The organism is Enterobacter hormaechei subsp. hoffmannii, from assembly GCF_001729745.1.
In the GTDB taxonomy this organism is placed as follows: Bacteria; Pseudomonadota; Gammaproteobacteria; order Enterobacterales; family Enterobacteriaceae; genus Enterobacter; species Enterobacter intestinihominis.
On sequence record NZ_CP017186.1, the window covers coordinates 478,875 to 501,005 of the forward strand.

At 58.5% G+C, this 22,131-nt stretch carries 21 protein-coding genes; 17 read left to right on the plus strand and 4 right to left on the minus strand.

What is annotated here, in order from left to right:
- Window positions 1–16: 16 nt before the first annotated feature.
- From ytfR to BFV65_RS02310, 4 genes are all read left to right on the plus strand, one after another.
- Window positions 17–1,519 carry a galactofuranose ABC transporter, ATP-binding protein YtfR gene (ytfR, locus tag BFV65_RS02295; protein ID WP_022646854.1) on the plus strand — a complete coding sequence of 501 codons (1,503 nt, stop codon included), beginning with the start codon at window positions 17–19 and terminating at the stop codon, window positions 1,517–1,519.
- A gap of 10 nt (window positions 1,520–1,529) precedes the next feature.
- Complete coding sequence (gene ytfT / locus BFV65_RS02300; protein WP_161496795.1) at window positions 1,530–2,555, plus strand: galactofuranose ABC transporter, ATP-binding protein YtfT; 1,026 nt, start codon at window positions 1,530–1,532, stop codon at window positions 2,553–2,555.
- Window positions 2,542–3,543: a galactofuranose ABC transporter, permease protein YjfF gene (gene yjfF / locus BFV65_RS02305; protein WP_023299180.1), complete on the plus strand. Its 1,002-nt coding sequence runs from the start codon at window positions 2,542–2,544 to the stop codon at window positions 3,541–3,543. The genes ytfT and yjfF overlap by 14 nt, the downstream gene beginning before the upstream one ends.
- A 93-nt stretch (window positions 3,544–3,636) precedes the next feature.
- Window positions 3,637–5,205 carry a methyl-accepting chemotaxis protein gene (locus tag BFV65_RS02310; protein WP_046621033.1) on the plus strand — a complete coding sequence of 523 codons (1,569 nt, stop codon included), beginning with the start codon at window positions 3,637–3,639 and terminating at the stop codon, window positions 5,203–5,205.
- A gap of 39 nt (window positions 5,206–5,244) precedes the next feature.
- On the opposite strand, the gene fbp is transcribed toward BFV65_RS02310, so the two are convergent.
- Window positions 5,245–6,243, minus strand: coding sequence for a class 1 fructose-bisphosphatase (gene fbp, locus BFV65_RS02315; protein WP_022646858.1), 999 nt, complete (start codon window positions 6,241–6,243; stop codon window positions 5,245–5,247).
- A gap of 179 nt (window positions 6,244–6,422) precedes the next feature.
- Here fbp and mpl point away from each other — a divergent pair, with 179 nt between their 5' ends.
- Complete coding sequence (gene mpl / locus BFV65_RS02320) at window positions 6,423–7,796, plus strand: UDP-N-acetylmuramate:L-alanyl-gamma-D-glutamyl-meso-diaminopimelate ligase (RefSeq protein ID WP_022646859.1); 1,374 nt, start codon at window positions 6,423–6,425, stop codon at window positions 7,794–7,796.
- A gap of 85 nt (window positions 7,797–7,881) precedes the next feature.
- Here mpl and yjgA read toward each other — a convergent pair whose 3' ends face one another.
- Window positions 7,882–8,433 carry a ribosome biogenesis factor YjgA gene (yjgA, locus tag BFV65_RS02325; RefSeq protein ID WP_003856072.1) on the minus strand — a complete coding sequence of 184 codons (552 nt, stop codon included), beginning with the start codon at window positions 8,431–8,433 and terminating at the stop codon, window positions 7,882–7,884.
- A 95-nt stretch (window positions 8,434–8,528) separates the two neighbouring features.
- Here yjgA and pmbA point away from each other — a divergent pair, with 95 nt between their 5' ends.
- The 12 genes from pmbA to BFV65_RS02385 all read left to right on the plus strand — a co-directional run bounded on the left by pmbA (window position 8,529) and on the right by BFV65_RS02385 (window position 19,288).
- The gene (gene pmbA / locus BFV65_RS02330; protein ID WP_023299182.1) at window positions 8,529–9,881 is read left to right on the plus strand and encodes a metalloprotease PmbA; all 1,353 of its coding nucleotides are present in this window, start codon (window positions 8,529–8,531) and stop codon (window positions 9,879–9,881) included.
- A 42-nt stretch (window positions 9,882–9,923) separates the two neighbouring features.
- Window positions 9,924–10,310: a cytochrome b562 gene (cybC, locus tag BFV65_RS02335; protein ID WP_022646861.1), complete on the plus strand. Its 387-nt coding sequence runs from the start codon at window positions 9,924–9,926 to the stop codon at window positions 10,308–10,310.
- Window positions 10,311–10,620: 310 nt separating this feature from the next.
- Complete coding sequence (locus BFV65_RS02340) at window positions 10,621–10,959, plus strand: PRD domain-containing protein (protein WP_026080657.1); 339 nt, start codon at window positions 10,621–10,623, stop codon at window positions 10,957–10,959.
- Window positions 10,960–10,969: 10 nt separating this feature from the next.
- Window positions 10,970–11,332, plus strand: a complete 363-nt coding sequence (locus BFV65_RS02345) for an SFCGS family glycine-rich protein (protein WP_006810339.1) — start codon at window positions 10,970–10,972, stop codon at window positions 11,330–11,332.
- 2 nt (window positions 11,333–11,334) lie between these two features.
- Window positions 11,335–11,634 carry a DUF4312 family protein gene (locus tag BFV65_RS02350; RefSeq protein WP_006810338.1) on the plus strand — a complete coding sequence of 100 codons (300 nt, stop codon included), beginning with the start codon at window positions 11,335–11,337 and terminating at the stop codon, window positions 11,632–11,634.
- Window positions 11,635–11,656: 22 nt separating this feature from the next.
- Window positions 11,657–12,433 carry a DUF4311 domain-containing protein gene (locus BFV65_RS02355; RefSeq protein ID WP_006810337.1) on the plus strand — a complete coding sequence of 259 codons (777 nt, stop codon included), beginning with the start codon at window positions 11,657–11,659 and terminating at the stop codon, window positions 12,431–12,433.
- Between the two features lie 13 nt (window positions 12,434–12,446).
- Entirely contained in the window at window positions 12,447–13,088 is a 642-nt protein-coding gene (locus tag BFV65_RS02360; protein ID WP_003856081.1) for a DUF4310 family protein, read from the plus strand.
- Between the two features lie 42 nt (window positions 13,089–13,130).
- On the plus strand, window positions 13,131–14,264 hold the full coding sequence (locus BFV65_RS02365) for an amidohydrolase/deacetylase family metallohydrolase (RefSeq protein WP_032625226.1): 1,134 nt from the start codon (window positions 13,131–13,133) through the stop codon (window positions 14,262–14,264).
- The gene (locus BFV65_RS02370; protein WP_022646863.1) at window positions 14,248–15,366 is read left to right on the plus strand and encodes a DgaE family pyridoxal phosphate-dependent ammonia lyase; all 1,119 of its coding nucleotides are present in this window, start codon (window positions 14,248–14,250) and stop codon (window positions 15,364–15,366) included. Before BFV65_RS02365 ends, BFV65_RS02370 begins: the two co-directional genes overlap by 17 nt.
- A complete protein-coding gene (gene dagF, locus BFV65_RS02375) occupies window positions 15,363–16,103 on the plus strand; it encodes a 2-dehydro-3-deoxy-phosphogluconate aldolase (RefSeq protein ID WP_022646864.1) in 741 nt (246 codons plus the stop codon). Before BFV65_RS02370 ends, dagF begins: the two co-directional genes overlap by 4 nt.
- A 118-nt stretch (window positions 16,104–16,221) precedes the next feature.
- Window positions 16,222–17,358, plus strand: coding sequence for a lactonase family protein (locus BFV65_RS02380; RefSeq protein WP_069596176.1), 1,137 nt, complete (start codon window positions 16,222–16,224; stop codon window positions 17,356–17,358).
- A 19-nt stretch (window positions 17,359–17,377) separates the two neighbouring features.
- Window positions 17,378–19,288 carry a BglG family transcription antiterminator gene (locus BFV65_RS02385; RefSeq protein WP_063849840.1) on the plus strand — a complete coding sequence of 637 codons (1,911 nt, stop codon included), beginning with the start codon at window positions 17,378–17,380 and terminating at the stop codon, window positions 19,286–19,288.
- Between the two features lie 32 nt (window positions 19,289–19,320).
- On the opposite strand, the gene nrdG is transcribed toward BFV65_RS02385, so the two are convergent.
- Together nrdG and nrdD are read right to left on the minus strand one after the other, a co-directional pair.
- A complete protein-coding gene (nrdG, locus tag BFV65_RS02390; RefSeq protein ID WP_022646867.1) occupies window positions 19,321–19,785 on the minus strand; it encodes an anaerobic ribonucleoside-triphosphate reductase-activating protein in 465 nt (154 codons plus the stop codon).
- Between the two features lie 105 nt (window positions 19,786–19,890).
- Entirely contained in the window at window positions 19,891–22,029 is a 2,139-nt protein-coding gene (gene nrdD / locus BFV65_RS02395) for an anaerobic ribonucleoside-triphosphate reductase (RefSeq protein ID WP_022646868.1), read from the minus strand.
- Window positions 22,030–22,131 lie beyond the last annotated feature (102 nt).

Here is a 22,131-nt window from a genome sequence, read left to right on the forward strand (position 1 = left end):
AGGGTGAGGGGAAACCATGACCACCGAACAACACCAGGAAATCCTCCGCACAGAGGGCCTGAGTAAATTTTTCCCTGGCGTTAAGGCGCTGGATAACGTTGATTTCAGCCTGCGGCGGGGGGAGATCATGGCGTTGCTCGGCGAAAACGGGGCGGGGAAGTCGACGCTGATTAAAACCCTGACCGGGGTCTATCACGCCGATCGCGGCGCTATCTGGCTGGAAGGTAATGCTATTTCGCCCAAAAACACCGCGCATGCGCAGCAACTGGGGATCGGCACGGTCTACCAGGAAGTGAACCTGCTGCCAAACATGTCGGTAGCGGATAACCTGTTTATTGGCCGCGAGCCCAGACGTTTTGGCCTGCTGCGCCGTAAAGAGATGGAAGCGCGCGCCGCGAAGCTGATGGAATCGTATGGCTTCTCTCTCGACGTGCGCGAACCGCTGAACCGTTTTTCCGTGGCGATGCAGCAGATCGTGGCGATCTGTCGCGCTATCGATCTCTCGGCGAAAGTGCTGATCCTTGATGAACCCACCGCCAGCCTCGATACCCAGGAAGTGGAGATGCTTTTTACCCTGATGCGTCAGCTGCGCGATCAGGGCGTGAGCCTGATCTTTGTTACGCACTTCCTCGATCAGGTTTACGAGGTAAGCGACCGTATTACGGTGCTGCGCAACGGCGGCTTTGTCGGCTGCCGGGAAACCCGCGAGCTGCCGCAGATTGAGCTGGTCAAAATGATGCTGGGTCGCGAGCTGGAGACCAACGCACTCCAGCGTGCGGGCCGCACGCTGCTGAGCGAAAAACCGATCGCCGCGTTTCACGATTACGGCAAAAAAGGGACCATCGCGCCGTTTAACCTCGAGGTACGCCCCGGTGAAATTGTGGGTCTGGCAGGGCTGTTAGGCTCCGGGCGCACCGAAACCGCCGAAGTGATCTTCGGGATCAAACCTGCCGACAGCGGAACGGCGCTGATCAAAGGCAAACCGCAAACGCTACGTTCACCGCATCAGGCGTCGTGCCTCGGCGTGGGCTTCTGCCCGGAGGACAGAAAAACGGACGGGATTATTGCCGCCGCCTCGGTGCGGGAAAACATCATTCTGGCGCTACAGGCCCAGCGCGGCTGGCTGCGTCCGATCCCTAAGCGCGAGCAGAACGCGATTGCCGAGCGCTTCATCCGCCAGCTCGGTATCCGTACCCCGAGCGCGGAACAGCCCATCGAGTTCCTTTCGGGCGGTAATCAGCAGAAGGTGTTGCTCTCGCGCTGGCTGCTGACCAAACCGCAGTTCCTGATCCTCGACGAGCCCACGCGCGGTATCGACGTGGGCGCGCATGCCGAAATCATCCGGCTTATCGAAACGCTGTGCGCCGACGGTCTGGCGCTGCTGGTGATCTCGTCTGAGCTGGAGGAGCTGGTTGGCTATGCCGATCGCGTCATCATCATGCGCGATCGCAGGCAGGTGGCAGAGATCCCGCTGGATAAACTGTCGGTTCCGGCGATCATGAATGCCATCGCGGCGTAAGGAGTCATATGTGATGTCCCGTTCTCTTTCGCAAACTGGCGAAGCGAAGCGCCGCTTCAGCTGGCCGACCGGCACGCCGCAAATCGTGGCGCTGCTGCTGGTGCTGCTGGTGGATAGCCTGGTGGCTCCGCATTTCTTCCAGATCGTCGTGCAGGATGGCCGCCTGTTTGGTAGCCCGATCGACATCTTAAACCGTGCCGCGCCCGTGGCGCTGCTGGCGATTGGCATGACGCTGGTGATTGCCACCGGCGGGATTGACCTCTCCGTCGGTGCGGTAATGGCGATTGCGGGCGCCACCGCCGCCTCGATGACCGTTGCCGGGCACAGCCTGCCGGTGGTTCTGCTGGCCGCGCTGGGCTCCGGTGTATTAGCCGGGCTGTGGAACGGCATTCTGGTCGCGGTGCTCAAGATCCAGCCGTTTGTCGCGACGTTGATTTTGATGGTGGCCGGGCGCGGTGTGGCGCAGCTTATCACCTCCGGTCAAATCGTCACCTTTACCTCCCCGAATCTTGCGTGGATCGGCAGCGGTAATTTTCTGTTCTTCCCGACCCCGGTAATCGTCGCGCTGGTGACGCTGGTGGTGTTCTGGCTTTTCACCCGCAAAACGGCGCTCGGGATGTTCATCGAAGCGGTGGGAATTAACATTCGGGCCGCGAAAAACGCCGGGGTAAATACACGGCTGATGGTGATGCTGACCTACGTGCTGAGCGGCGTCTGTGCTGCGATTGCCGGGGTGATTGTGGCGGCCGACATTCGCGGGGCGGATGCCAACAACGCCGGACTCTGGCTGGAGCTTGATGCGATCCTCGCGGTGGTTATCGGCGGTGGGTCGCTGATGGGCGGACGTTTTAATCTGCTGCTCTCGGTGGTGGGGGCGTTAATTATTCAGGGTATGAATACCGGTATTTTGCTCTCCGGGTTCCAGCCGGAGCTTAATCAGGTCGTCAAAGCGGTCGTGGTGCTTATCGTACTTATCGTGCAGTCGCCGCGCTTTATCACTCTCATTAAGGGGTTCCGCGGTCATGATAAAACGTAATTTGCCGTTAATGATCACGCTGGGTGTGTTCGTGCTGGGATACCTTTACTGCCTGACCCAGTTCCCGGGCTTCGCCTCCACGCGGGTGATTTGCAACATCCTGACCGACAACGCCTTTTTAGGCATTATCGCCGTCGGCATGACGTTTGTGATCCTCTCCGGCGGGATCGATCTCTCCGTTGGGTCGGTGATCGCCTTTACCGGCGTGTTCCTTGCCAAGGCGATTGGCTTTTGGGGCATTTCGCCGCTGCTGGCGTTCCCGCTGGTGCTGATTATGGGCTGCGCGTTCGGCGCCTTTATGGGGCTTTTGATCGACGCGCTGAAAATCCCGGCGTTTATCATCACCCTCGCCGGGATGTTCTTCCTGCGCGGCGTGAGCTATCTGGTGTCGGAGGAGTCAATTCCGATTAACCACCCGATCTACGACACGCTCTCCAGCCTGGCGTGGAAAATCCCCGGCGGGGGGCGCCTGAGCGCAATGGGGCTGCTGATGCTGGGCGTGGTGGTTATCGGGATCTTCCTCGCCCACCGTACCCGGTTTGGTAACCAGGTTTATGCCATTGGCGGCAGCGCCACGTCCGCGAACCTGATGGGGATTTCCACGCGCAGCACCACCATCCGCATCTATATGCTTTCGACCGGCCTTGCCACGCTCGCGGGGATTGTGTTTTCGGTATACACCCAGGCAGGCTATGCCCTGGCGGGGGTGGGCGTTGAGCTTGACGCCATTGCCTCGGTGGTGATTGGCGGTACGCTGCTCAGCGGCGGGGTAGGGACGGTGCTCGGTACGCTGTTTGGCGTGGCGATCCAGGGGCTGATTCAGACCTATATCAACTTCGACGGCACGCTCAGCTCCTGGTGGACCAAAATCGCCATCGGTATTCTGCTGTTTATTTTTATCGCGCTCCAGCGCGGCCTGACGGTGCTGTGGGAGAACCGCCAGAGCTCGCCTGTTACCCGTGTGAATACATCTTTAACAGGGCGATAACATGCTGAAATTGCTTAAACTCTAAACATTTTCCGGTAGCGGTCGATACTCTTTTTTTATGCCCAGAAATATCTCGCTACCGGAAATAACATCATGCTTAAAACGCTATCGATTCGTACCGGCTTGCTCTCTTTACTGGCCGTTATGACCCTTCTGCTGCTGATTGTCAGCGGCATTGGCATTTATGCCCTTACACAAAGTTCCACTTCTCTCCAGCGCATCAATCATCTTCAGGGTGAACAGATGGTGCAGCTGAATGCCGGCTATACGCTGATCCTGCGCGCGCGTAACGAAGCGGGACAGGCCGTCCGCATGATGGAGGTCGGCCTGCTGGACGATGCGGCCAGGGCGGTCAAAACCATTAACCAGGAAGTGGCGCTGGCACAGAAAACGCTCAAGGGCGTGATCGGCGGCGGCGTGGCGGATGAGCAGGGGCAAAAGCTGCTGGATAACGTCGCCGCGAGCCTGGCGGTGTACAACCAGCAGGGTATCAGCCCGATGCTGAAAGCCCTGAACGAGCAAAGTGCGGACGGCTATTACGATCTGCTGGAAAGCAAGCTGGTCCCGGTGGCGAAGCAGTTTGATAACGATATGCAGGCGTTCCAGACGTGGAGCGAGGCGCGCGGCAAAGCGGAGGTGAGCGCCGTGCAGGCGAGTAAAACCCGTGTGCTGATCCTGATTATCGTCGCGGCGCTGCTGACGGCAGGCATTATCGTGCTGGCCTGGCTGGTGCTGCGCCATATGCTGCTTAAGCCGCTTTCAGCCTCAATTGCCCAGCTGGAGCACGTAGCGGCCGGGGATTTAACCCACACCCTGAACGCGCCGGCGAGCCAGGAATTTAATCGCCTCAACGCGGTCATCGAAGAGATGCGCCAGTCGCTGATGAATTCCGTTCTGCGGGTGCGTGACGCCAGCTCGCAGATTGATACCGGCAGCCGCGAGCTGACGGCAGGGAACCTGAACCTGGCCCAGCGCACGGAATCCACCGCCACCTCGCTGGAACAGACGGCCGCCAGCATGGAAGAGATCACCGCCACGGTGAAACTTAACGCCGATAACGCCGGGCAGGCGCACCAGCTGGCGCAGTCGGTCTCCGATACCGCCGATCATGGCAGCGAAATGGTCTGCTACGTCATTGAGAAGATGCGCGACATCGCCGGCAGCTCGGCGCGCATCGCCGATATCCTGAGCGTCATCGACGGCATTGCCTTCCAGACCAATATTCTGGCGCTGAACGCCTCCGTGGAAGCGGCGCGCGCGGGCGAGCAGGGACGGGGTTTTGCGGTCGTGGCGGGTGAGGTGCGCAATCTCGCCAGCCGCAGTGCCGATGCGGCGAAAGAGATCCGCTCGCTTATCAGCGATTCGCAAACCCATGTGAACGAGGGCAGCGAACTGGCGCAACAGGCCGGTGAGACGATGGACGAGATCGCTACCGAAGTGCTGCGTATGACCAAACTGATGCGAGAAATTGCGACGGCGTCTCAGGAGCAGAGCCGCGGTATTGAGCAGGTTAACATTGCCGTCAATCAGATGGATGAAACGGCGCAACAAAACGCGGCGCTGGTTCAGCAATCCTCTGCGGCAACGCGTTCCCTGGAGGAACAATCGCGCGAGCTGATGGAGGCGATGGCATCCTTCAAACTGACGGCGCAAACGGCATGATAAAAATAGGGGAGCCTGTCGGGCTCCCCTATTTACGCGTTACGCGTCCGGGAATTCGCGGATCATGCGTTCAACGTCTTCCACCATGTGGTCGTTGCCGACAAAGAACGAACGGCGCTGGTGCAGGCTTTCCGGCACGATATCCAGAATACGCTCTTTACCGTCACTCGCTTTGCCGCCTGCCTGTTCGGCCAGGAATGCCATCGGGTTGCACTCGTACAGCAGACGCAGTTTTCCGTCCGGGTGGCTGGCGGTGCTTGGGTAGAGGTAAATACCACCCTTCAGCAGGTTACGGTGGAAATCCGCCACCAGCGAGCCGATATAGCGCGAGGTGTACGGGCGCTGGGTGGCTTTATCCTCTTCCTGGCAGAATTTGATGTACTTCTTCACGCCATTCGGGAATCGGATGTAGTTGCCTTCGTTGATGGAGTAGGTATTGCCCTTCTCCGGGAAGCGCATGCGCTCCTGGCTCAGACAGAAAACGCCCAGCGACGGATCGTAGGTAAAGGCGTGCACGCCGCAGCCGGTGGTGTACACCAGCATGGTGGATGAGCCATACACCACGTAACCGGCAGCAACCTGCTTGCTGCCCGGCTGCAGGAAGTCTTCTTCCGTCACCGGTGTGCCAACCGGGGTGACGCGACGGTAGATGGAGAAAATGGTACCGACAGAAACGTTAACGTCGATGTTGGAGGAGCCGTCCAGCGGATCCATCAGAACAACGTATTTTGCGTGTTCACACCCTTCGAATACGACGATCTCATCTTCTTCTTCAGAGGCGATACCCGCAACGATGTCGCGCGCGCGCAGTGCTGCTTTCAGTTTTTCATTGGCGAACAGGTCGAGTTTCTGCTGAACCTCACCCTGAACGTTCTCGGCACCGCTGGCACCCAGGATATCGACCAGACCGGCCTTGTTGATATCGCGGTGGATGATCTTAGCGCCCAGCTTTATTGCCGACAGCAAAGCAGTGAGCTCACCCGTAGCATGAGAGAACTCGTGCTGCTTTTCGACAATAAATTCACCTAACGTTTTCATAACACTTTCCCTGCATCTTATGTTGAGTAAAGCGGTTGATGTCCAACAATCTTAACAAACATTCAAATATTAGCGCAGAGGTGAATCGCGCCAGCAAAATACGGATTTACCTGAAATGCGTTTCACAGCCGCTGACATGTGAGTAAAATGTGCGCCACATTGAAGAAGGATAGTGACGTATGCGCATTCATATATTGGGGATTTGTGGCACTTTCATGGGCGGACTGGCAATGCTGGCGCGCTCGCTGGGCCATGAAGTGACAGGTTCGGACGCCAATGTGTATCCGCCGATGAGCACGCTGCTGGAGAAGCAGGGGATTTCTCTGATTCAGGGATATGACGCCAGCCAGCTCGAGCCGCAGCCGGATCTGGTGATCGTTGGTAACGCCATGACCCGTGGGAATCCATGCGTTGAAGCGGTGCTGGAACGCAATATCCCGTACATGTCTGGCCCGCAGTGGCTGCATGACTTTGTCCTGCGCGACCGCTGGGTTGTCGCCGTTGCCGGGACGCACGGCAAAACCACCACCGCCGGTATGGCGACCTGGATCCTCGAAGCCTGCGGCTACAAGCCGGGGTTCGTGATCGGCGGCGTGCCGGGGAATTTCGACGTCTCCGCGCGTCTGGGCGACAGCCCGTTCTTTGTGATTGAAGCGGATGAATACGACTGCGCGTTCTTCGACAAGCGCTCCAAGTTCGTGCATTACTGCCCACGCACGCTGATCCTCAACAACCTTGAGTTCGATCACGCGGATATCTTTGACGACCTGAAAGCGATTCAGAAACAGTTCCACCATCTGGTGCGCATTGTTCCGGGTCAGGGCCGCATTATCCTGCCGGAGAACGACATCAACCTGAAGCAGACTATGGCGATGGGGTGCTGGAGCGAGCAGGAGCTGGTTGGCGAGCAGGGGCACTGGCAGGCGAAAAAGCTCAACGCGGATGCTTCCGAATGGGAAGTGCTGCTCGACGGCGAAAAAGTGGGCGAAGTGAAGTGGGGCCTGGTGGGCGAGCACAATATGCACAACGGCCTGATGGCGATCGCCGCGGCGCGTCACGTGGGCGTACTGCCTGCGGATGCCGCCAATGCGCTGGGTTCGTTCATTAACGCCCGCCGCCGTCTGGAGCTGCGTGGTGAAGCGAATGGCGTGACGGTGTACGACGATTTCGCGCACCACCCAACCGCCATTCTGGCGACGCTTGCCGCATTGCGTGGCAAAGTTGGCGGCACCGCGCGCATTCTGGCCGTGCTGGAACCGCGTTCGAACACCATGAAAATGGGGATATGCAAAGACGATCTCGCGCCGTCCTTAGGGCGTGCCGACGAGGTCTTCCTCCTGCAACCGCAGCATATTCCGTGGCAGGTGGCCGAAGTGGCCGACGCCTGCATTCAGCCAGCGCACTGGAGTGCGGACGTGGATGTCTTAGCGGATATGGTGGTGAAAGCCGCACAGCCTGGCGATCACATTCTGGTGATGAGCAACGGCGGGTTTGGTGGGATCCATCAGAAGCTGCTGGACGGTCTGGCGAAGAAAGCCGCGGCCGCAGAGTAAAAAAGGCCCGGTGGCGTTAGCGCTTCCCGGGCCTACATTATCTCTTCTCCCTCTCCCCTTTGGAGAGAGGGCTGGGGTGAGGGGTTTACTCTTCGTTCTCAGACAGCTCGCGCAGATACTGGAAAATCAGACGCGCAGACTTCGGCGGCTTATTCCCTTCTTTCTCTTTCTTCGCGTTACGGATCAAAGAACGCAGCTGCTGGCGGTCGGCATTCGGCCACAGGTTCAGCACTTCAGGTACCGCGTCATCACCTTGCTCGATCAGACGGTCGCGGATCTGCTCCAGCTTATGGAACAGCGCAACCTGCTGGTTGTGGCGGTTCTTAAGTTTATCCAGCGCCTGACGGATCGGCTCAACATCGCGCTGACGCAGCAGTTTCCCGATAAGCTGAAGCTGGCGGCGACGCCCTTCTTTCTTGATTTTCTGTGCCAGTTCAATGGCATCACGCAGATCCTGGTCGAGCGGGATCTTATCCAGCGCGTTCTTACCCAGTTCTACCATTTCTGCGCCAAGCTGTTTTAACTCTTCGGCGTCACGTTTAATTTCACTTTTACTGACCCAGATGATCTCATCATCTTCGTCTTCGATGTCATCACCGGGAACGTCGTCGAGCCAGTCTTCGGGCTGCTTAGTCATGTCAGGCTCCTTAAAAAAAGAGGCTAATGTTACCAGTTAAGACGCGCACTGAAAAACGGTTCTCTGTTAGACTTCACTTAACTCTCTCTTACAGTATGGCATTTGCGATGAAAGTAACCTCACAAGTTGAAGCGCAGCGTAAGATCCTGGAAGAAGCCGTCTCCACCGCGCTGATGCTCGCTTCAGGTAAATCAGATGGCGCCGAAGTGGCGGTCAGCAAAACCACCGGTATTAGCGTGAGCACCCGCTATGGCGAAGTGGAGAATGTAGAATTTAATAGCGATGGCGCGCTGGGGATCACGGTGTATCACCAGAATCGCAAAGGCAGCGCGTCGTCTACCGATCTCAGCCCGGATGCTATCGCCCGTACAGTGCAGGCGGCGCTGGATATCGCGCGGTACACCTCCCCGGATCCTTACGCTGGCGTGGCTGATAAAGAGCTGCTGGCGTTTGACGCGCCGGATCTCGATCTGTTCCATCCGGCGGAAGTGACCCCGGATGAAGCCATTGAGCTGGCCTCGCGCGCCGAGCAGGCGTCTTTGCAGGCTGACAAACGCATCACCAATACCGAAGGCGGCAGCTTTAACAGCCACTACGGCATCAAAGTGTTTGGTAACTCCCATGGCATGTTGCAGGGGTACTGCTCAACCCGCCACTCGCTTTCCAGCTGCGTGATCGCCGAAGAGAACGGCGATATGGAGCGTGATTACGCGTATACCATTGGCCGCGCGCTGGGGGATTTGCAGTCTCCGGAGTGGGTGGGAAAAGAGTGCGCCGAACGCACGCTGTCACGCCTCTCGCCGCGTAAACTCTCCACCATGAAAGCCCCGGTCATTTTTGCCAACGAAGTGGCAACCGGTCTGTTTGGTCATCTGGTGGGGGCGATTGCGGGTGGTTCGGTGTACCGTAAATCGACCTTCCTGCTCGACTCGCTGGGCAAGCAGATCCTGCCGGAATGGTTGACCATCGAAGAGCACCCGCACCTGCTGAAAGGGCTGGCCTCCACGCCGTTCGACAGCGAAGGCGTGCGCACGGAGCGCCGGGATATCGTTAAAGACGGCATTCTGACCCAGTGGCTGCTGACCAACTACTCCGCGCGTAAGCTGGGGCTGAAAAGCACCGGGCACGCGGGCGGCATTCATAACTGGCGCATTGCCGGGCAGGGCCTGAATTTTGAACAGATGCTGAAAGAGATGGGCACCGGTCTGGTGGTCACCGAGCTGATGGGGCAGGGCGTGAGCGGTATCACCGGCGACTACTCTCGCGGCGCAGCGGGCTTCTGGGTGGAAAACGGTGAAATTCAGTATCCGGTGAGCGAAATCACCATCGCCGGCAACCTCAAGGACATGTGGCGCAATATTGTTACGGTCGGTAACGATATTGAAACACGCAGCAATATTCAGTGTGGTTCTGTATTACTGCCGGAGATGAAAATCGCCGGGCAATAATCCCCGTAAAAGCGTGATTTATAATAAAAAAGGAAGTGAGCAATGCGTAAACACCTGTTAGCGATCGTCGCGGCTTCAACGCTGGTTCTTGGCTCATCTGCGTTTGCTGCCGATCTTGAAGACAACATGGACATCCTCAGTCAAAACCTGAAGGTGGTGCAGAAAACCGACGATGCGGCGGAGATGAAAGACGCACTGACTAAAATGCGTGAAGCGGCGCTGGATGCGCAAAAAGCGACGCCGCCGAAGCTGGAAAGCAAAGCGGCGGACAGCGCCGAGATGAAAGACTACCGCCACGGTTTTGACGTGCTGGTCGGCCAGATCGACGGCGCGCTGAAGCTGGCTAACGAAGGCAAAGTGAAGGAAGCCCAGGCGGCAGCCGACCAGTTTGCGGCGACCCGCAACGCGTATCACAAAAAGTATCGTTGATAGTCTGGATGAGCGGGGCGCGTTAAGCATCCCCGCTCACACTCTTCTCCCTCCCCATAAGAAAACCTTATCCACGTCACATTTCTACGAGCCTGCTCGTAATCTTTTCCACTCCGCTTACCTGTTTAGTGCCGCGTAATAGCGTGATATTCATCACGTAAATCCAGCGATTAATCCAGATTCACCGCATTTATGTGGCACAGATCACTGCCGCGGCTCGCCTTTCCACTTCGAAGTGGAAAACAACTCGCTACAAACAACGCCCCCTCGACGTTAGTTTTATTCCAGAGCCATTAACGGGGTAAGACGAGTGATTAACGGAGCGGTAATGAACGACGTTGGGGAACAGGCGGTGCAAACAGAACAGCTCGCGAACACCATGCTTCAGCAGGTCTACGCCCTGCTGGCCCGGCACAACATCATCCCCAACGCGGTACAGGAGCAGATGCTGACCTCCCACGTTCGCGCAATGGCGCACCGGTCTGTGACCGGCGAGCCGCTGCCGGAGGTTGAAGCAGAGCTGTTCGACGAAATTTCACCAGATTCAATGCAACTTGCCCGTGAAGTGGTAGCGCAGTTTGGCAATCTTCCTGATGAGGAAGCCTGGCTGCTCTCCGTTCACTTCGAAGTCGCGAAAGACAACCTTTAAGGAGCAACACATGGAACAGATTACAGTCGTGATTGGCGATCGCCTGGGTAAAGGTCAGAAAGTGGCTGCGGGTGTGGAAAAAGCCGGCGGACGCGCGGTTGTCGTACCGGGCATGGCAGCGGATATGAAGCTCGGTGACGTGATGAAAGCAGAAAACGCCACCTTCGGGATCTCGTTCTGCGGCAGCGGCGGCGCGGGTGCCATCACCGCCCAGACCAAATACGGCTACAAGGCCAAATACGGCATGCGCTCCGTGGATGAGGGGGTGACCGCTATCAACGAAGGCTGCAACGTGCTGGGCTTTGGCTTTATGGATAAAGAAGAGCTGGGCGAGCGTCTGGTACAGGCGTGGCAGAAGAAATACGGCGCGTAAGCATGAAAGAACAGTTCACGACCACGGTGAGAGTGAAGGGGAAGGGCGACGCCAAAGCGCGCGCCTTTGCCGACGCCCTCAACCACGTACAGGCCGCGGTGATGAAAGCCTCACCGCATATCTTACTGCGTATTGAGCCACAGGATGTGCAGGTTGTTCAGGCGCAAGAAGCGGTGCGAAAAGAAGCGTTTTTGTTCTTCTTTCTGCGTCGGGAAAGACGCACCTACAGCGTGGAGCTGGATGTGACCGTCAACGTGACCGCCATCAATCTCGACCAGGTGGATTTCGTCACGCAACGCTGATTATTCATAAAAGGGCAGACTGATGTTCTTAATTATATTAATAAAATCGCTCATCATTGGCGGCCTGGTTGGCGTCGGTGTTGGAGCCGGGGCTGCACGCATGTTTCATGCGCCTACCACTCAGGGTATGGGCGCGTTTCGTACATTGGGGGAACTGAACTCCTGTGAAGGGGATCCGGCGTCCCACTTCTCCTTTGGGTTAGGTTTCTTCTTTAACGCCTGGGCCTCTTCCGTGGCCGCAGGTGCCTTCACACAGGACGTTGACCACCGCATCATCCCGAACTGGGGTGCTGCTGCACTGATGATCAAAAACCGTAACGTCGGTGAAACGCTGCATGACCCGCGCAAAATGGCGATTGCCTGCGGCATTATCGGCATGATTGTCGTGACCTTCCTTAACCTGACCGCCTCCTCCGTTCCGGCTGCGCTTCAGGTCACCGCCGTGAAGGTGCTGGTGCCTGCCGCGAACCTGCTGGTCAACACCGTGATGCCGGTGATCTTCTGGCTGGCAGCCATCGACGCGGGTAAAAAATCGGGCTTCTGGGCCACCATCTTTGGCGGCGCAGCGCAACTGATCATGGGTAACGCCGTGCCGGGTCTGGTGCTGGGGATCCTGATCGGTAAAGGCGTGGAAGAGAGCGGCTGGAACCACGTCACCAAAGTGATGATGGCGGCGATCGTCCTGCTGTTTGTGCTGAGCGGCTTCTTCCGCGGCTTCGACATGAAGATGATCGAATCCTTCCATCTGACCGTGCCGAACTGGCTCGACATGATCCACAACTCGCTCAGCGGTAAATAACAGGAGCCTCTAAATGGAACAGAATAAAGGTTTTTGGTATGCCGACTGGTCGTTCCCGATCTTCGTTGGCCTGCTCTCCTCCGGCGTCTTCGCCGGGACGCACATGTACTACCTCTACGGTATCGGCGCGTTTAACGAAGTGGCCTTCGTGGCGATGCTGAAAGCGGGAATCGATACCGGCGTTTACGGCGCGGTGGCGGCGTTCGGCGCAAGCTTCCTGTTCGCCCGTATCATCGAAGGGTCGCTGGTCGGGATTCTCGACATCGGCGGGGCGATCCAGACCGGCGTGGGCCTCGGCGTACCGGCGCTGCTGCTAGGCGCGGGGATCATGTTCCCGGTGACCAACTTTATTGCCTCGCTGATTACCGGCCTGGTGATTGGTCTGGCGATTGGCTACGTCATCATCCTGGCGCGTAAGTTCACCATCAACCAGAGTAACTCCACCTACGGTGCAGACGTGATGATGGGCGCGGGTAACGCCTCCGGCCGCTTCCTCGGGCCGTTGATTATCCTCAGCGCCATGACCGCCTCCATTCCAATCGGCGTCGGTTCCCTGGTGGGCGCGCTGCTGTTCTACATCTGGCAGAAGCCGATTACCGGTGGCGCCATCCTCGGCGCAATGATTTTGGGCTGGCTGTTCCCGGTCGCCCTTTAATACCTGCGGGCGCTTCGGTGCCCGCCTTATCAGGAGAACCCCATGTTTGATCTACTCCTGCGCCGTGCGCGCCTCGCCGACGATACCCTGACCGATATCGCCATTCAGGACGGGAAGATCGCCGCGACAGGCCAAATTGACGCTCCCGCTCGTAAAACGGTTGAGCTTAACGGTGACGTGTTCGTCAGCGCGGGCTGGATTGACTCCCACGTCCACTGCTACCCGAACTCCCCGATCTACCACGACGAGCCGGACAGCGTGGGCATTGCCACCGGCGTCACCACCGTGGTGGACGCGGGCAGTACCGGGGCCGACGACGTGGATGATTTTTACGCCATCACCCGCAAAGCATCCACCGAGGTGTTTGCCCTGCTGAACATCTCCCGCGTGGGGCTGATTGCCCAGAACGAGCTGGCCAATATGGCCAATATTGATGCTGATGCGGTGAAGCAGGCGGTGACGCGCTACCCGGATTTTATCGTCGGCCTGAAGGCGCGCATGAGCAGCAGCGTGGTCGGTGAAAACGGCATTACCCCGCTGGAGCGCGCGAAAGCGATTCAAAAAGAGAATGGCGACCTGCCGCTGATGGTGCACATCGGCAACAACCCGCCGAACCTTGATGAGATTGCCGAGCTGTTAAGCTCCGGCGACATCATTACCCACTGCTACAACGGCAAGCCCAACCGCATTCTGACGCCCTCCGGCGAGCTGCGCGCCTCCATTACGTCTGCGCTGAAGCGCGGCGTGCGTCTGGACGTCGGCCACGGCACGGCGAGCTTCAGCTTTGAGGTGGCGAAACGCGCCATCGCGATGGGCATTCTGCCGCACACCATCAGCTCGGATATCTACTGCCGCAACCGCATCAACGGCCCGGTCGGCTCGCTGGCCAGCGTGATGTCGAAATTCCTCGCCATCGGCATGTCATTGCCGCAGGTGATTGACTGCGTCACCGCCAACGCCGCAGACGGCCTGCGCCTGACGCGCAAAGGCCGCATTCAGCCTGGTCTCGACGCTGATCTGACGCTGTTCACCCTCAAACGCCAGCCGACGGTGCTGACGGATGCTGAAAACGACAGCCTGCAGGCTGAACACATTCTGGTGCCGCTTGCCGCGATCCGCGCGGGCAAGGGCTACATGACCGAACAAGGGAGCACGGAACATGCCTTCGATTTATGAGAAGTACAACTTAAAGCAGGTTATCAACACCTCTGGCCGCATGACGGCGCTGGGTGTCTCCACGCCGCGCCCGGAAGTGGTGCAGGCGGCGATGGACGGCATGAATCACTACTTTGAGATAAAGGATCTGGTCAATAAAACCGGCGAATACATCGCGAAGCTGCTGGAGGTGGAAGGCGCAACGGTGGTCTCCTGCGCGTCGGCGGGCATTGCCCAGTCCGTGGCGGCGGTACTGGTGAAAGACAGCGACTGGCTGCTGGAAAACCTGCACGTCACACCGATTGAGAACAACGAGATCGTCCTGCCGAAAGGCCACAACGTTAACTTTGGCGCGCCGGTAGGCACCATGGTAGCGCTGGGTGGCGGCAGGCTGGTGGAAGCGGGCTACGCCAACGAATGCTCTGCCGATCAGCTGGCGGCAGCGATCACCCCGCGTACAGCGGCTATCCTCTACATTAAATCGCACCACTGCGTACAGAAAAGCATGCTCAGCGTCGAGCAGGCGGCGGTGGTGGCGCGTAAACACGACCTGCCGCTGATCGTTGATGCCGCGGCGGAAGAAGATCTGCATACCTATTACCGATCCGGCGCCGATCTGGTGATCTACAGCGGCGCGAAGGCGATTGAAGGGCCAACCAGCGGCCTGGTGATCGGCAAAACCCAGTACGTTGAGTGGGTGAAGCGCCAGACGGCGGGCATTGGCCGCGCGATGAAGGTGGGCAAAGAGGGGATCCTCGGCCTGACCTGCGCCATCGAACACTACCTGACGGCCACCAGGGAGAGCGGGGCCGAGATGGTGGCGAAGATGACGCCGTTTATTGACGCGCTCAACACCCTGAACGGCGTCACCGCCCGCGTGGTCTGGGACAGCGCGGGTCGCGATATCGCGCGCACCGAGATTAAGTTTGACGAAGCGACCACCGGCGTCGGCACCGGTGACCTGGTGAACGCGCTCAAGCAGGGCGAATACGCCATTTACTTCCGTGGCTATAAAGCTAACGAAGGGATTATCGAAGCGGATGTGCGCAGCGTGAATGCTGATCAGCTGAACATCGTGTACCGCCGTATTAGCGAAGTATTAGGACAGGAGAAAAAAGCATGAAACTGACCCCCAACTTTTACCGTGACCGCGTCTGCCTGAACGTGCTGGCAGGATCGAAAGCCAACGCCAGCGCCATTTACGAGGCGGCGGAAGGTCATGTGCTGGTGGGTGTGCTCTCCAAAAATTACCCCGACGTGGCGAGCGCCGTCGCGGATATGCGCGAGTACGCGGCACTGATTGATAACGCGCTATCTGTGGGGCTGGGCGCAGGCGATCCGAACCAGTCGGCGATGGTGAGTGAAATCTCCCGCCAGGTACAGCCGCAGCACGTCAATCAGGTCTTTACCGGCGTGGCCGCCAGCCGCGCGCTGCTGGGGCAGAATGAGTCCGTGGTCAACGGCCTGGTCTCCCCGACCGGCACCGTCGGCATGGTTAAAATTTCCACCGGCCCGCTGAGCAGCAACGCGCCGGACGGCATTGTGCCGGTTGAAACCGCTATCGCCCTGCTGAAAGATTTCGGCGGAAGCTCAATCAAGTACTTCCCGATGGGCGGCCTCAAGTGCCGTGACGAGTATAAAGCGGTGGCGGAAGCCTGCGCCCGTCACGACTTCTGGCTGGAGCCGACCGGGGGAATCGATCTGGAGAACTTTGAGGAGATCCTGCAGATCGCCCTGGACGCGGGCGTGAGCAAAATCATCCCGCATATCTACAGCTCGATTATCGACAAAGCCAGCGGCGACACGCGTCCGGAAGATGTGCGTACGCTGCTGGCGATGACGAAGAAGCTGGTGAAGTAGAACCTGCCCTTCACCCAGCCCTCTCCCCAAAGGGGAGAGGGTGTAATCGTCCCCTCTCCCCTTTGGGGAGAGGGTTAGGGTGAGGGGAAACACACCGCACACACCCGAAGGAGCCACCATGCACACCCGTACCCTGCTTGTCGCTTCACTCTCAATGCTCGCCACCGCCGCTGTCGCCCAGACGCAATACGCCTGGGTGGGCACCTATAATCCCAACGGCGAAGGGCTGTACCGTTTTACCGTCGACCCGCAAACCGGCGCGCTCGATAACAAAACGCTGGTGAGCCAACTCCCGAACGCTGCGCAGCTTACCGTCTCGCACGACGGCAAAACGCTCTACCTGGCAAGCGAGGTGGAGCAGGGCGTGGTGCAGGCGTTGCGAATAGGCGATAACGGCGCGCTGAGCGAGCTGAATCAGGTGGCCTCCGGCGGCGCGGGGCCGGTGTATCTTTCCCTGACGCCGAACGGCAAACATTTGCTGGTGGCGAACTACGTCAGCGGATCGATCGCGGTGCTGCCCGTTAACGCAGACGGCAGCCTGGGCGATGCTAAGGACACCCATCAGGACAAAGGCGAACCGGGCGCGGCAAAGCCGGAAGCTGCCGTCGAGGGCAGTTTCGCCATCAGCGATCATAACGGCCCTCACGCGCACATGATCGCCGCCGATCCGAGCGGGAAATACGTTTTTTCCACCGATCTGGGGCTGGATCGCATCTATCAGTACCGTTTTGACGATCGAACCGGAAAGCTGACCCCGAACGATCCGCCGTTTATAAGCGCCTCCTCAAAAGGGGCCGGGCCGCGCCACTTCGTCTTTACGCCGAAGGGGGATGCCCTGTGGCTGATTAACGAAGAAGCCTCTACGCTCACCCATTATGCGCTGGACAGCAACGGCAGGCTGAAAGAGGGTAAAACGGTTTCAGCCTTGCCGGACGGTTATAAAGGCACCAGTTTTGCTGCCGGGCTGGCGCTAAGCGCCGACGGGAAACAGCTGTATGTCGCTAACCGTTTGCATAACAGCATCGGGCACTTTACCGTAACGGCGGAGGGCACGCTGACGCATCAGGACGATGTCTGGACGCGGGGTGACTATCCGCTCACCCTGACGCTTGATAAGCAGGGCCGCTGGCTGTACGTCATGAACCAGCGCAGCGACAACATTACCCGTTTCCGCGTGGCGCCGGACGGCAAGCTGAGCGCCGAGTCAGACTATACCCCGGTCGGCAGCCCATCCCAGATGGTCATTTCACCCTGAGCAGTAAGAGGACAACGACGTGCGATTTCCGAACCAACGTTTAGCGCAACTTTTCGATCTGTTGCAAAACGAGACGCTGCCGCAGGACGAGCTGGCGCAGCGGCTGTCGGTCTCCACGCGAACCGTCCGGGCGGATATCACCGCCCTGAACGCGCTGCTGGCCAGCCACGGTGCGCAGTTCATTTTGAGCCGGGGCAACGGCTATCAGCTCAAAATCAATGATGTGGTGCGCTATCAACAATTGCAGTCGTCCCACCCGCGCGCGCTGCGTATTCCGCGAACCGGACCGGAGCGTGTGCACTATCTGGTGGTGCGTTTTCTGACGTCAGCCTTTTCCATCAAGCTGGAGGATCTGGCCGATGAGTGGTTCGTCAGCCGGGCCACATTGCAGAGCGACATGGTGGAAGTGCGCGAGTGGTTTCACCGTTACAACCTGACGCTGGAAACCCGCCCGCGCCACGGCATGAAGCTGTTTGGCAGCGAGATGGCGATCCGCGCCTGCCTGACCGACCTCCTGTGGGAGCTGGCGCAGCAGGATAGCCTTAACCCGCTGGTGACCGACGTGGCGCTCAACGCGGGCGTGGCGGAAAAGATGGTCCCTGTCCTGCACGACGCGCTGACGCGCCATCACATTCGCCTGACCGATGAAGGCGAGCTGTTCCTGCGCCTGTACTGCGCGGTGTCGGTGCGGCGCATCAGCGAGGGGTATCCGCTGCCGGAATTCCACGCTGAAGACGTGGAAGAGAACGTACGCGAGGCGGCGAAAGATATTGCGGTGGCTATCCAGGAGCTGGCGGGCAAGGCGCTTTCACCATCGGAAGAGAGCTGGCTGTGCGTGCACATTGCGGCGCGGCAGATCCAGGAGATCGCTCCCAGCGCCATTAATGCTGACGACGACGAAGCCCTGGTCAACTATATCCTGCGCTACATCAACACCCACTATAACTACAACCTGTTGAGCGACGAGCAACTGCATGCAGATCTGCTCACGCACATCAAAACCATGATTACCCGCGTGCGGTATCAAATCATGATCCCCAATCCGCTGCTGGATAACATCAAGCAGCACTACCCGATGGCGTGGGATATGACCCTCGCGGCGGTGTCGAGCTGGGGCAAATACACGCCGTATGTGATCAGCGAAAACGAAATTGGTTTTCTGGTGCTGCATATCGGTGTCGGTCTGGAGCGCCACTACAACATCGGCTACCAGCGTCAGCCGCGCGTGCTGCTGGTATGTGACGCCGGTAACGCGATGGTGCGCATGATCGAGGCGGTGCTTCAGCGCAAATACCCGCAGATTGAGGTGACGCGCACGCTCACCCTGCGCGAGTACGAACTTGCCGATGCCATCGGCGAAGACTTCGTGATCTCCACCGCTCGCGTGAGCGAAAAATCCAAACCGGTGGTGATAATCGCCCCGTTCCCGACCGATTATCAGTTAGAGCAGATCGGCAAGCTGGTGCTGGTGGACCGTACCCGCCCGTGGATGCTGGAGAAATACTTCGACGCGGCCCATTTCCGCATTCTCGACAAGCCTGTCGACCAGCAAACGCTGTTCCGCGAACTGTGTGGGCAGCTTGAAAGCGAAGGCTTTGTCGGCGCGGAATTTCTGGAATCGGTTATCGAGCGTGAAGCTATCGTCAGCACTATGCTCGGCGACGGCATCGCGCTGCCGCACTCCCTCGGCCTGCTGGCGCAAAAAACGGTGGTCTACACCGTGCTGGCGCCGCAGGGCATTCAGTGGGGAGATGAAACTGCCCATGTCATTTTTCTGCTCGCCATCAGCAAAAGCGAGTACGAAGAGGCAATGGCGATTTACGATATTTTTGTCACTTTCCTGCGTGAACGCGCGATGGCGCGCCTGTGCCAGTGCGAGGATTTTGCGGCGTTTAAGGCTGAGGCAATGGAGAGTGTGAGTCGGTTTTGACGTTCAGGCGGAAAGAGGATATCCGCCTTCATTCAACGCAGATGATGCACAACCTGGTTGCTGCTGCCGCGCCAGATAAGCATAGGATCTTTAAGATCCTGCACGAACTTGCCGTCGACCAGGACGTTAATCAGATCCACCACTTCCTTCTGCTGCGCATTCAGTTCATCCAGCTTGTAACCCGTCCAGACCCAGATGTCTTTTCCCGCGCACTCGCGGCGGATGCGTTTTACCAGCTTCAGGATCGCCGGCACGTTTTGCGGATGGAGCGGGTCGCCGCCGGAGAGCGAGATCCCCTGGCGTTTAATGCGCGTGTCGTTCAGGTCGTTGATGATGCGGTCTTCCATCTCAGCGGTAAACGGCATACCCGAGTTCAGGCGCCAGGTGCTTTTGTTATAGCAGCCGGGGCACTCGTGAACGCAGCCTGATACAAAGAGGGTGCAGCGGGTGCCGGGGCCGTTGACGATGTCGACGGGGTAGTACTGGTGATAGTTCATCGCGAATAACCACGCCGGGTGGCGCTGCGCTTACCCGGCCTACAAAAGAGAGCGGTCCGTAGGCCCGGTAAGCGCAGCGCCACCGGGCATTAACGTGGCAGCGGATTACCCGATCTGCCCATTTCCCAGATGTTTCACCCTGCGCTTCACCTCTTCCTGCTTACCGGCGTTAAACGGACGGGCGTCCGGGCTGCCGAGGTAGCCGCACACGCGGCGGGTCACGGAGACGCGGGCTGCATCGTGGTTACCGCATTTAGGGCAGGTAAAGCCTTTGCTGGTACACTCGAACTCACCGGTAAAGCCGCACTCGTAGCACTCGTCGATTGGCGTGTTGGTTCCGTAGTACGGAACGTGCTGATAGCTGTAATCCCACACGTCTTCCAGCGCCTTCAGGTTATGCTGGATGTTCGGGTACTCGCCGTAGCAGATAAAACCGCCGTTCGCGATGGGCGGATAGGCCGCTTCGAAGTCGATCTTGTCGTACGGGTTCACCTTCTTCTCCACATCGAGGTGGAAGCTGTTGGTGTAGTAACCTTTGTCGGTCACCCCTTCCACGATGCCGAACTCGGCGGTATCCAGACGGCAGAAGCGATCGCAGAGGTTTTCGCTCGGCGTGCTGTACAGGCTGAAACCGTAGCCGGTTTCCTCTTTCCACTGGTCTACCGCATCGCGCAGGCGCTGCACAATCGCGATACCTTTCTCACGCAGGGCGTCGTTGTCATAGATGTGCTTGTCGCCAAACAGCGCGTTAATGGTTTCGTGAATGCCGATATAGCCGAGAGAGATCGACGCGCGACCGTTTTTGAAGATCTCCGACACATCATCATCCGCCTTCAGGCGCACGCCGCAGGCCCCTTCCATATAGAGAATTGGCGCGACGCGGGCTTTCACCCCTTCAAGGCGGGCGATGCGGGTCATCAGCGCCTTACGTGCCAGCTGTAAACGTTCATCCAGCAGCGCCCAGAAGGCCGCTTCATTACCTTTGGCTTCCAGCGCGATGCGCGGCAGGTTCAGGCTGATGACGCCCAGGTTGTTGCGCCCGTCGTGGATCTGCTCGCCGTTCTCATCTTCGTACACGCCGAGGAAGCTGCGACAGCCCATTGGCGTTTTAAACGAACCGGTGACTTTTACCACCTGGTCGTAGTTCAGAATGTCCGGGTACATACGCTTGCTCGCGCACTCCAGCGCCAGCTGTTTGATGTCGTAGTTCGGATCGCCAAACTTGTGGTTCAGGCCGTCGCGAATGGCGAACACCAGTTTCGGGAACACCGCCGTTTTACGGTTTTTACCGAGGCCGGAGATACGGTTACGCAGAATAGACTGCTGGATCAGGCGTGATTCCCAGCTGGTTCCGAGGCCAAACCCGAAGGTCACAAACGGCGTCTGGCCGTTGGCGGTGTGCAGCGTGTTTACTTCATATTCCAGCGACTGGAACGCGTCGTAGCACTCTTTCTCGGTGCGGGAACGGGCATAACCGTCGGCGTCCGGGATCTGCCACTCTTCCGCCGTTTTACGGTGTTTGTTGAAGCTCTCGGTCACGAACGGGGCCAACACTTCATCAATGCGGTTAATGGTGGTGCCGCCATAGATGTGGCTCGCCACCTGGGCGATGATCTGCGCCGTGACCGCCGTCGCGGTGGAGATGGATTTCGGCGGCTCAATCTCGGCGTTACCCATTTTAAAACCCTGGGTCAGCATGCCTTTCAGGTCGATCAGCATGCAGTTAAACATCGGGAAGAACGGCGAGTAGTCGAGATCGTGGTAGTGGATCTCACCGCGCTCGTGCGCCGAGACTACATCGCGCGGCAGCAGGTGCTGGCGGGCATAGTGCTTGGCGACGATACCGGCCAGCAGGTCGCGCTGGGTCGGGATCACTTTGCTGTCTTTATTGGCATTTTCATTGAGCAGCGACGAGTTGGTTTGCTCTACCAGGCCGCGGATCTCCTGGTTCAGGCGACCGCGTTTCTCACGCTGGACGTCACGGTCGTGACGATACTCAATGTAGGCGCGCGCCAGCTGCTTGTACGGACCAGACATCAGCTGGTTTTCAACCGCGGTCTGGATCTCGTTGATATCCACCTGGCTGCGTTCGTGCATCTGGCTGCTAACGACTTCTGCGACGGTGGCGCAGTAATCTGCGTCATCGACTCCCGCTGCTTTAGCTGCACGCAGAATGGCTTCTTTGATGCGCTCTGATTTAAACGGCACTTTACAGCCATCACGTTTCATCACATGCGGTGTCATGATCACTCCATTTTAAAAACAGGTTATCCACAGAGGTGGAGAAGTATTCACCGGGCGTATTCCTCGCCGAGGCAAAGACTTCCCGCGTGCCCAGCTCGTGTT

Coding starts and splice junctions, on each gene's coding strand:
- ytfR (WP_022646854.1), top strand. CDS start 17: ATGACCACCGAACAACACCAGGAAATCCTCCGCACAGAGGGCCTGAGT.
- yjfF (WP_023299180.1), top strand. CDS start 2,542: ATGATAAAACGTAATTTGCCGTTAATGATCACGCTGGGTGTGTTCGTG.
- BFV65_RS02310 (WP_046621033.1), top strand. CDS start 3,637: ATGCTTAAAACGCTATCGATTCGTACCGGCTTGCTCTCTTTACTGGCC.
- fbp (WP_022646858.1), bottom strand. CDS start 6,243: ATGAAAACGTTAGGTGAATTTATTGTCGAAAAGCAGCACGAGTTCTCT.
- mpl (WP_022646859.1), top strand. CDS start 6,423: ATGCGCATTCATATATTGGGGATTTGTGGCACTTTCATGGGCGGACTG.
- yjgA (WP_003856072.1), bottom strand. CDS start 8,433: ATGACTAAGCAGCCCGAAGACTGGCTCGACGACGTTCCCGGTGATGAC.
- pmbA (WP_023299182.1), top strand. CDS start 8,529: ATGGCATTTGCGATGAAAGTAACCTCACAAGTTGAAGCGCAGCGTAAG.
- cybC (WP_022646861.1), top strand. CDS start 9,924: ATGCGTAAACACCTGTTAGCGATCGTCGCGGCTTCAACGCTGGTTCTT.
- BFV65_RS02345 (WP_006810339.1), top strand. CDS start 10,970: ATGGAACAGATTACAGTCGTGATTGGCGATCGCCTGGGTAAAGGTCAG.
- BFV65_RS02350 (WP_006810338.1), top strand. CDS start 11,335: ATGAAAGAACAGTTCACGACCACGGTGAGAGTGAAGGGGAAGGGCGAC.
- BFV65_RS02355 (WP_006810337.1), top strand. CDS start 11,657: ATGTTCTTAATTATATTAATAAAATCGCTCATCATTGGCGGCCTGGTT.
- BFV65_RS02360 (WP_003856081.1), top strand. CDS start 12,447: ATGGAACAGAATAAAGGTTTTTGGTATGCCGACTGGTCGTTCCCGATC.
- BFV65_RS02365 (WP_032625226.1), top strand. CDS start 13,131: ATGTTTGATCTACTCCTGCGCCGTGCGCGCCTCGCCGACGATACCCTG.
- BFV65_RS02370 (WP_022646863.1), top strand. CDS start 14,248: ATGCCTTCGATTTATGAGAAGTACAACTTAAAGCAGGTTATCAACACC.
- dagF (WP_022646864.1), top strand. CDS start 15,363: ATGAAACTGACCCCCAACTTTTACCGTGACCGCGTCTGCCTGAACGTG.
- BFV65_RS02380 (WP_069596176.1), top strand. CDS start 16,222: ATGCACACCCGTACCCTGCTTGTCGCTTCACTCTCAATGCTCGCCACC.
- nrdG (WP_022646867.1), bottom strand. CDS start 19,785: ATGAACTATCACCAGTACTACCCCGTCGACATCGTCAACGGCCCCGGC.
- nrdD (WP_022646868.1), bottom strand. CDS start 22,029: ATGACACCGCATGTGATGAAACGTGATGGCTGTAAAGTGCCGTTTAAA.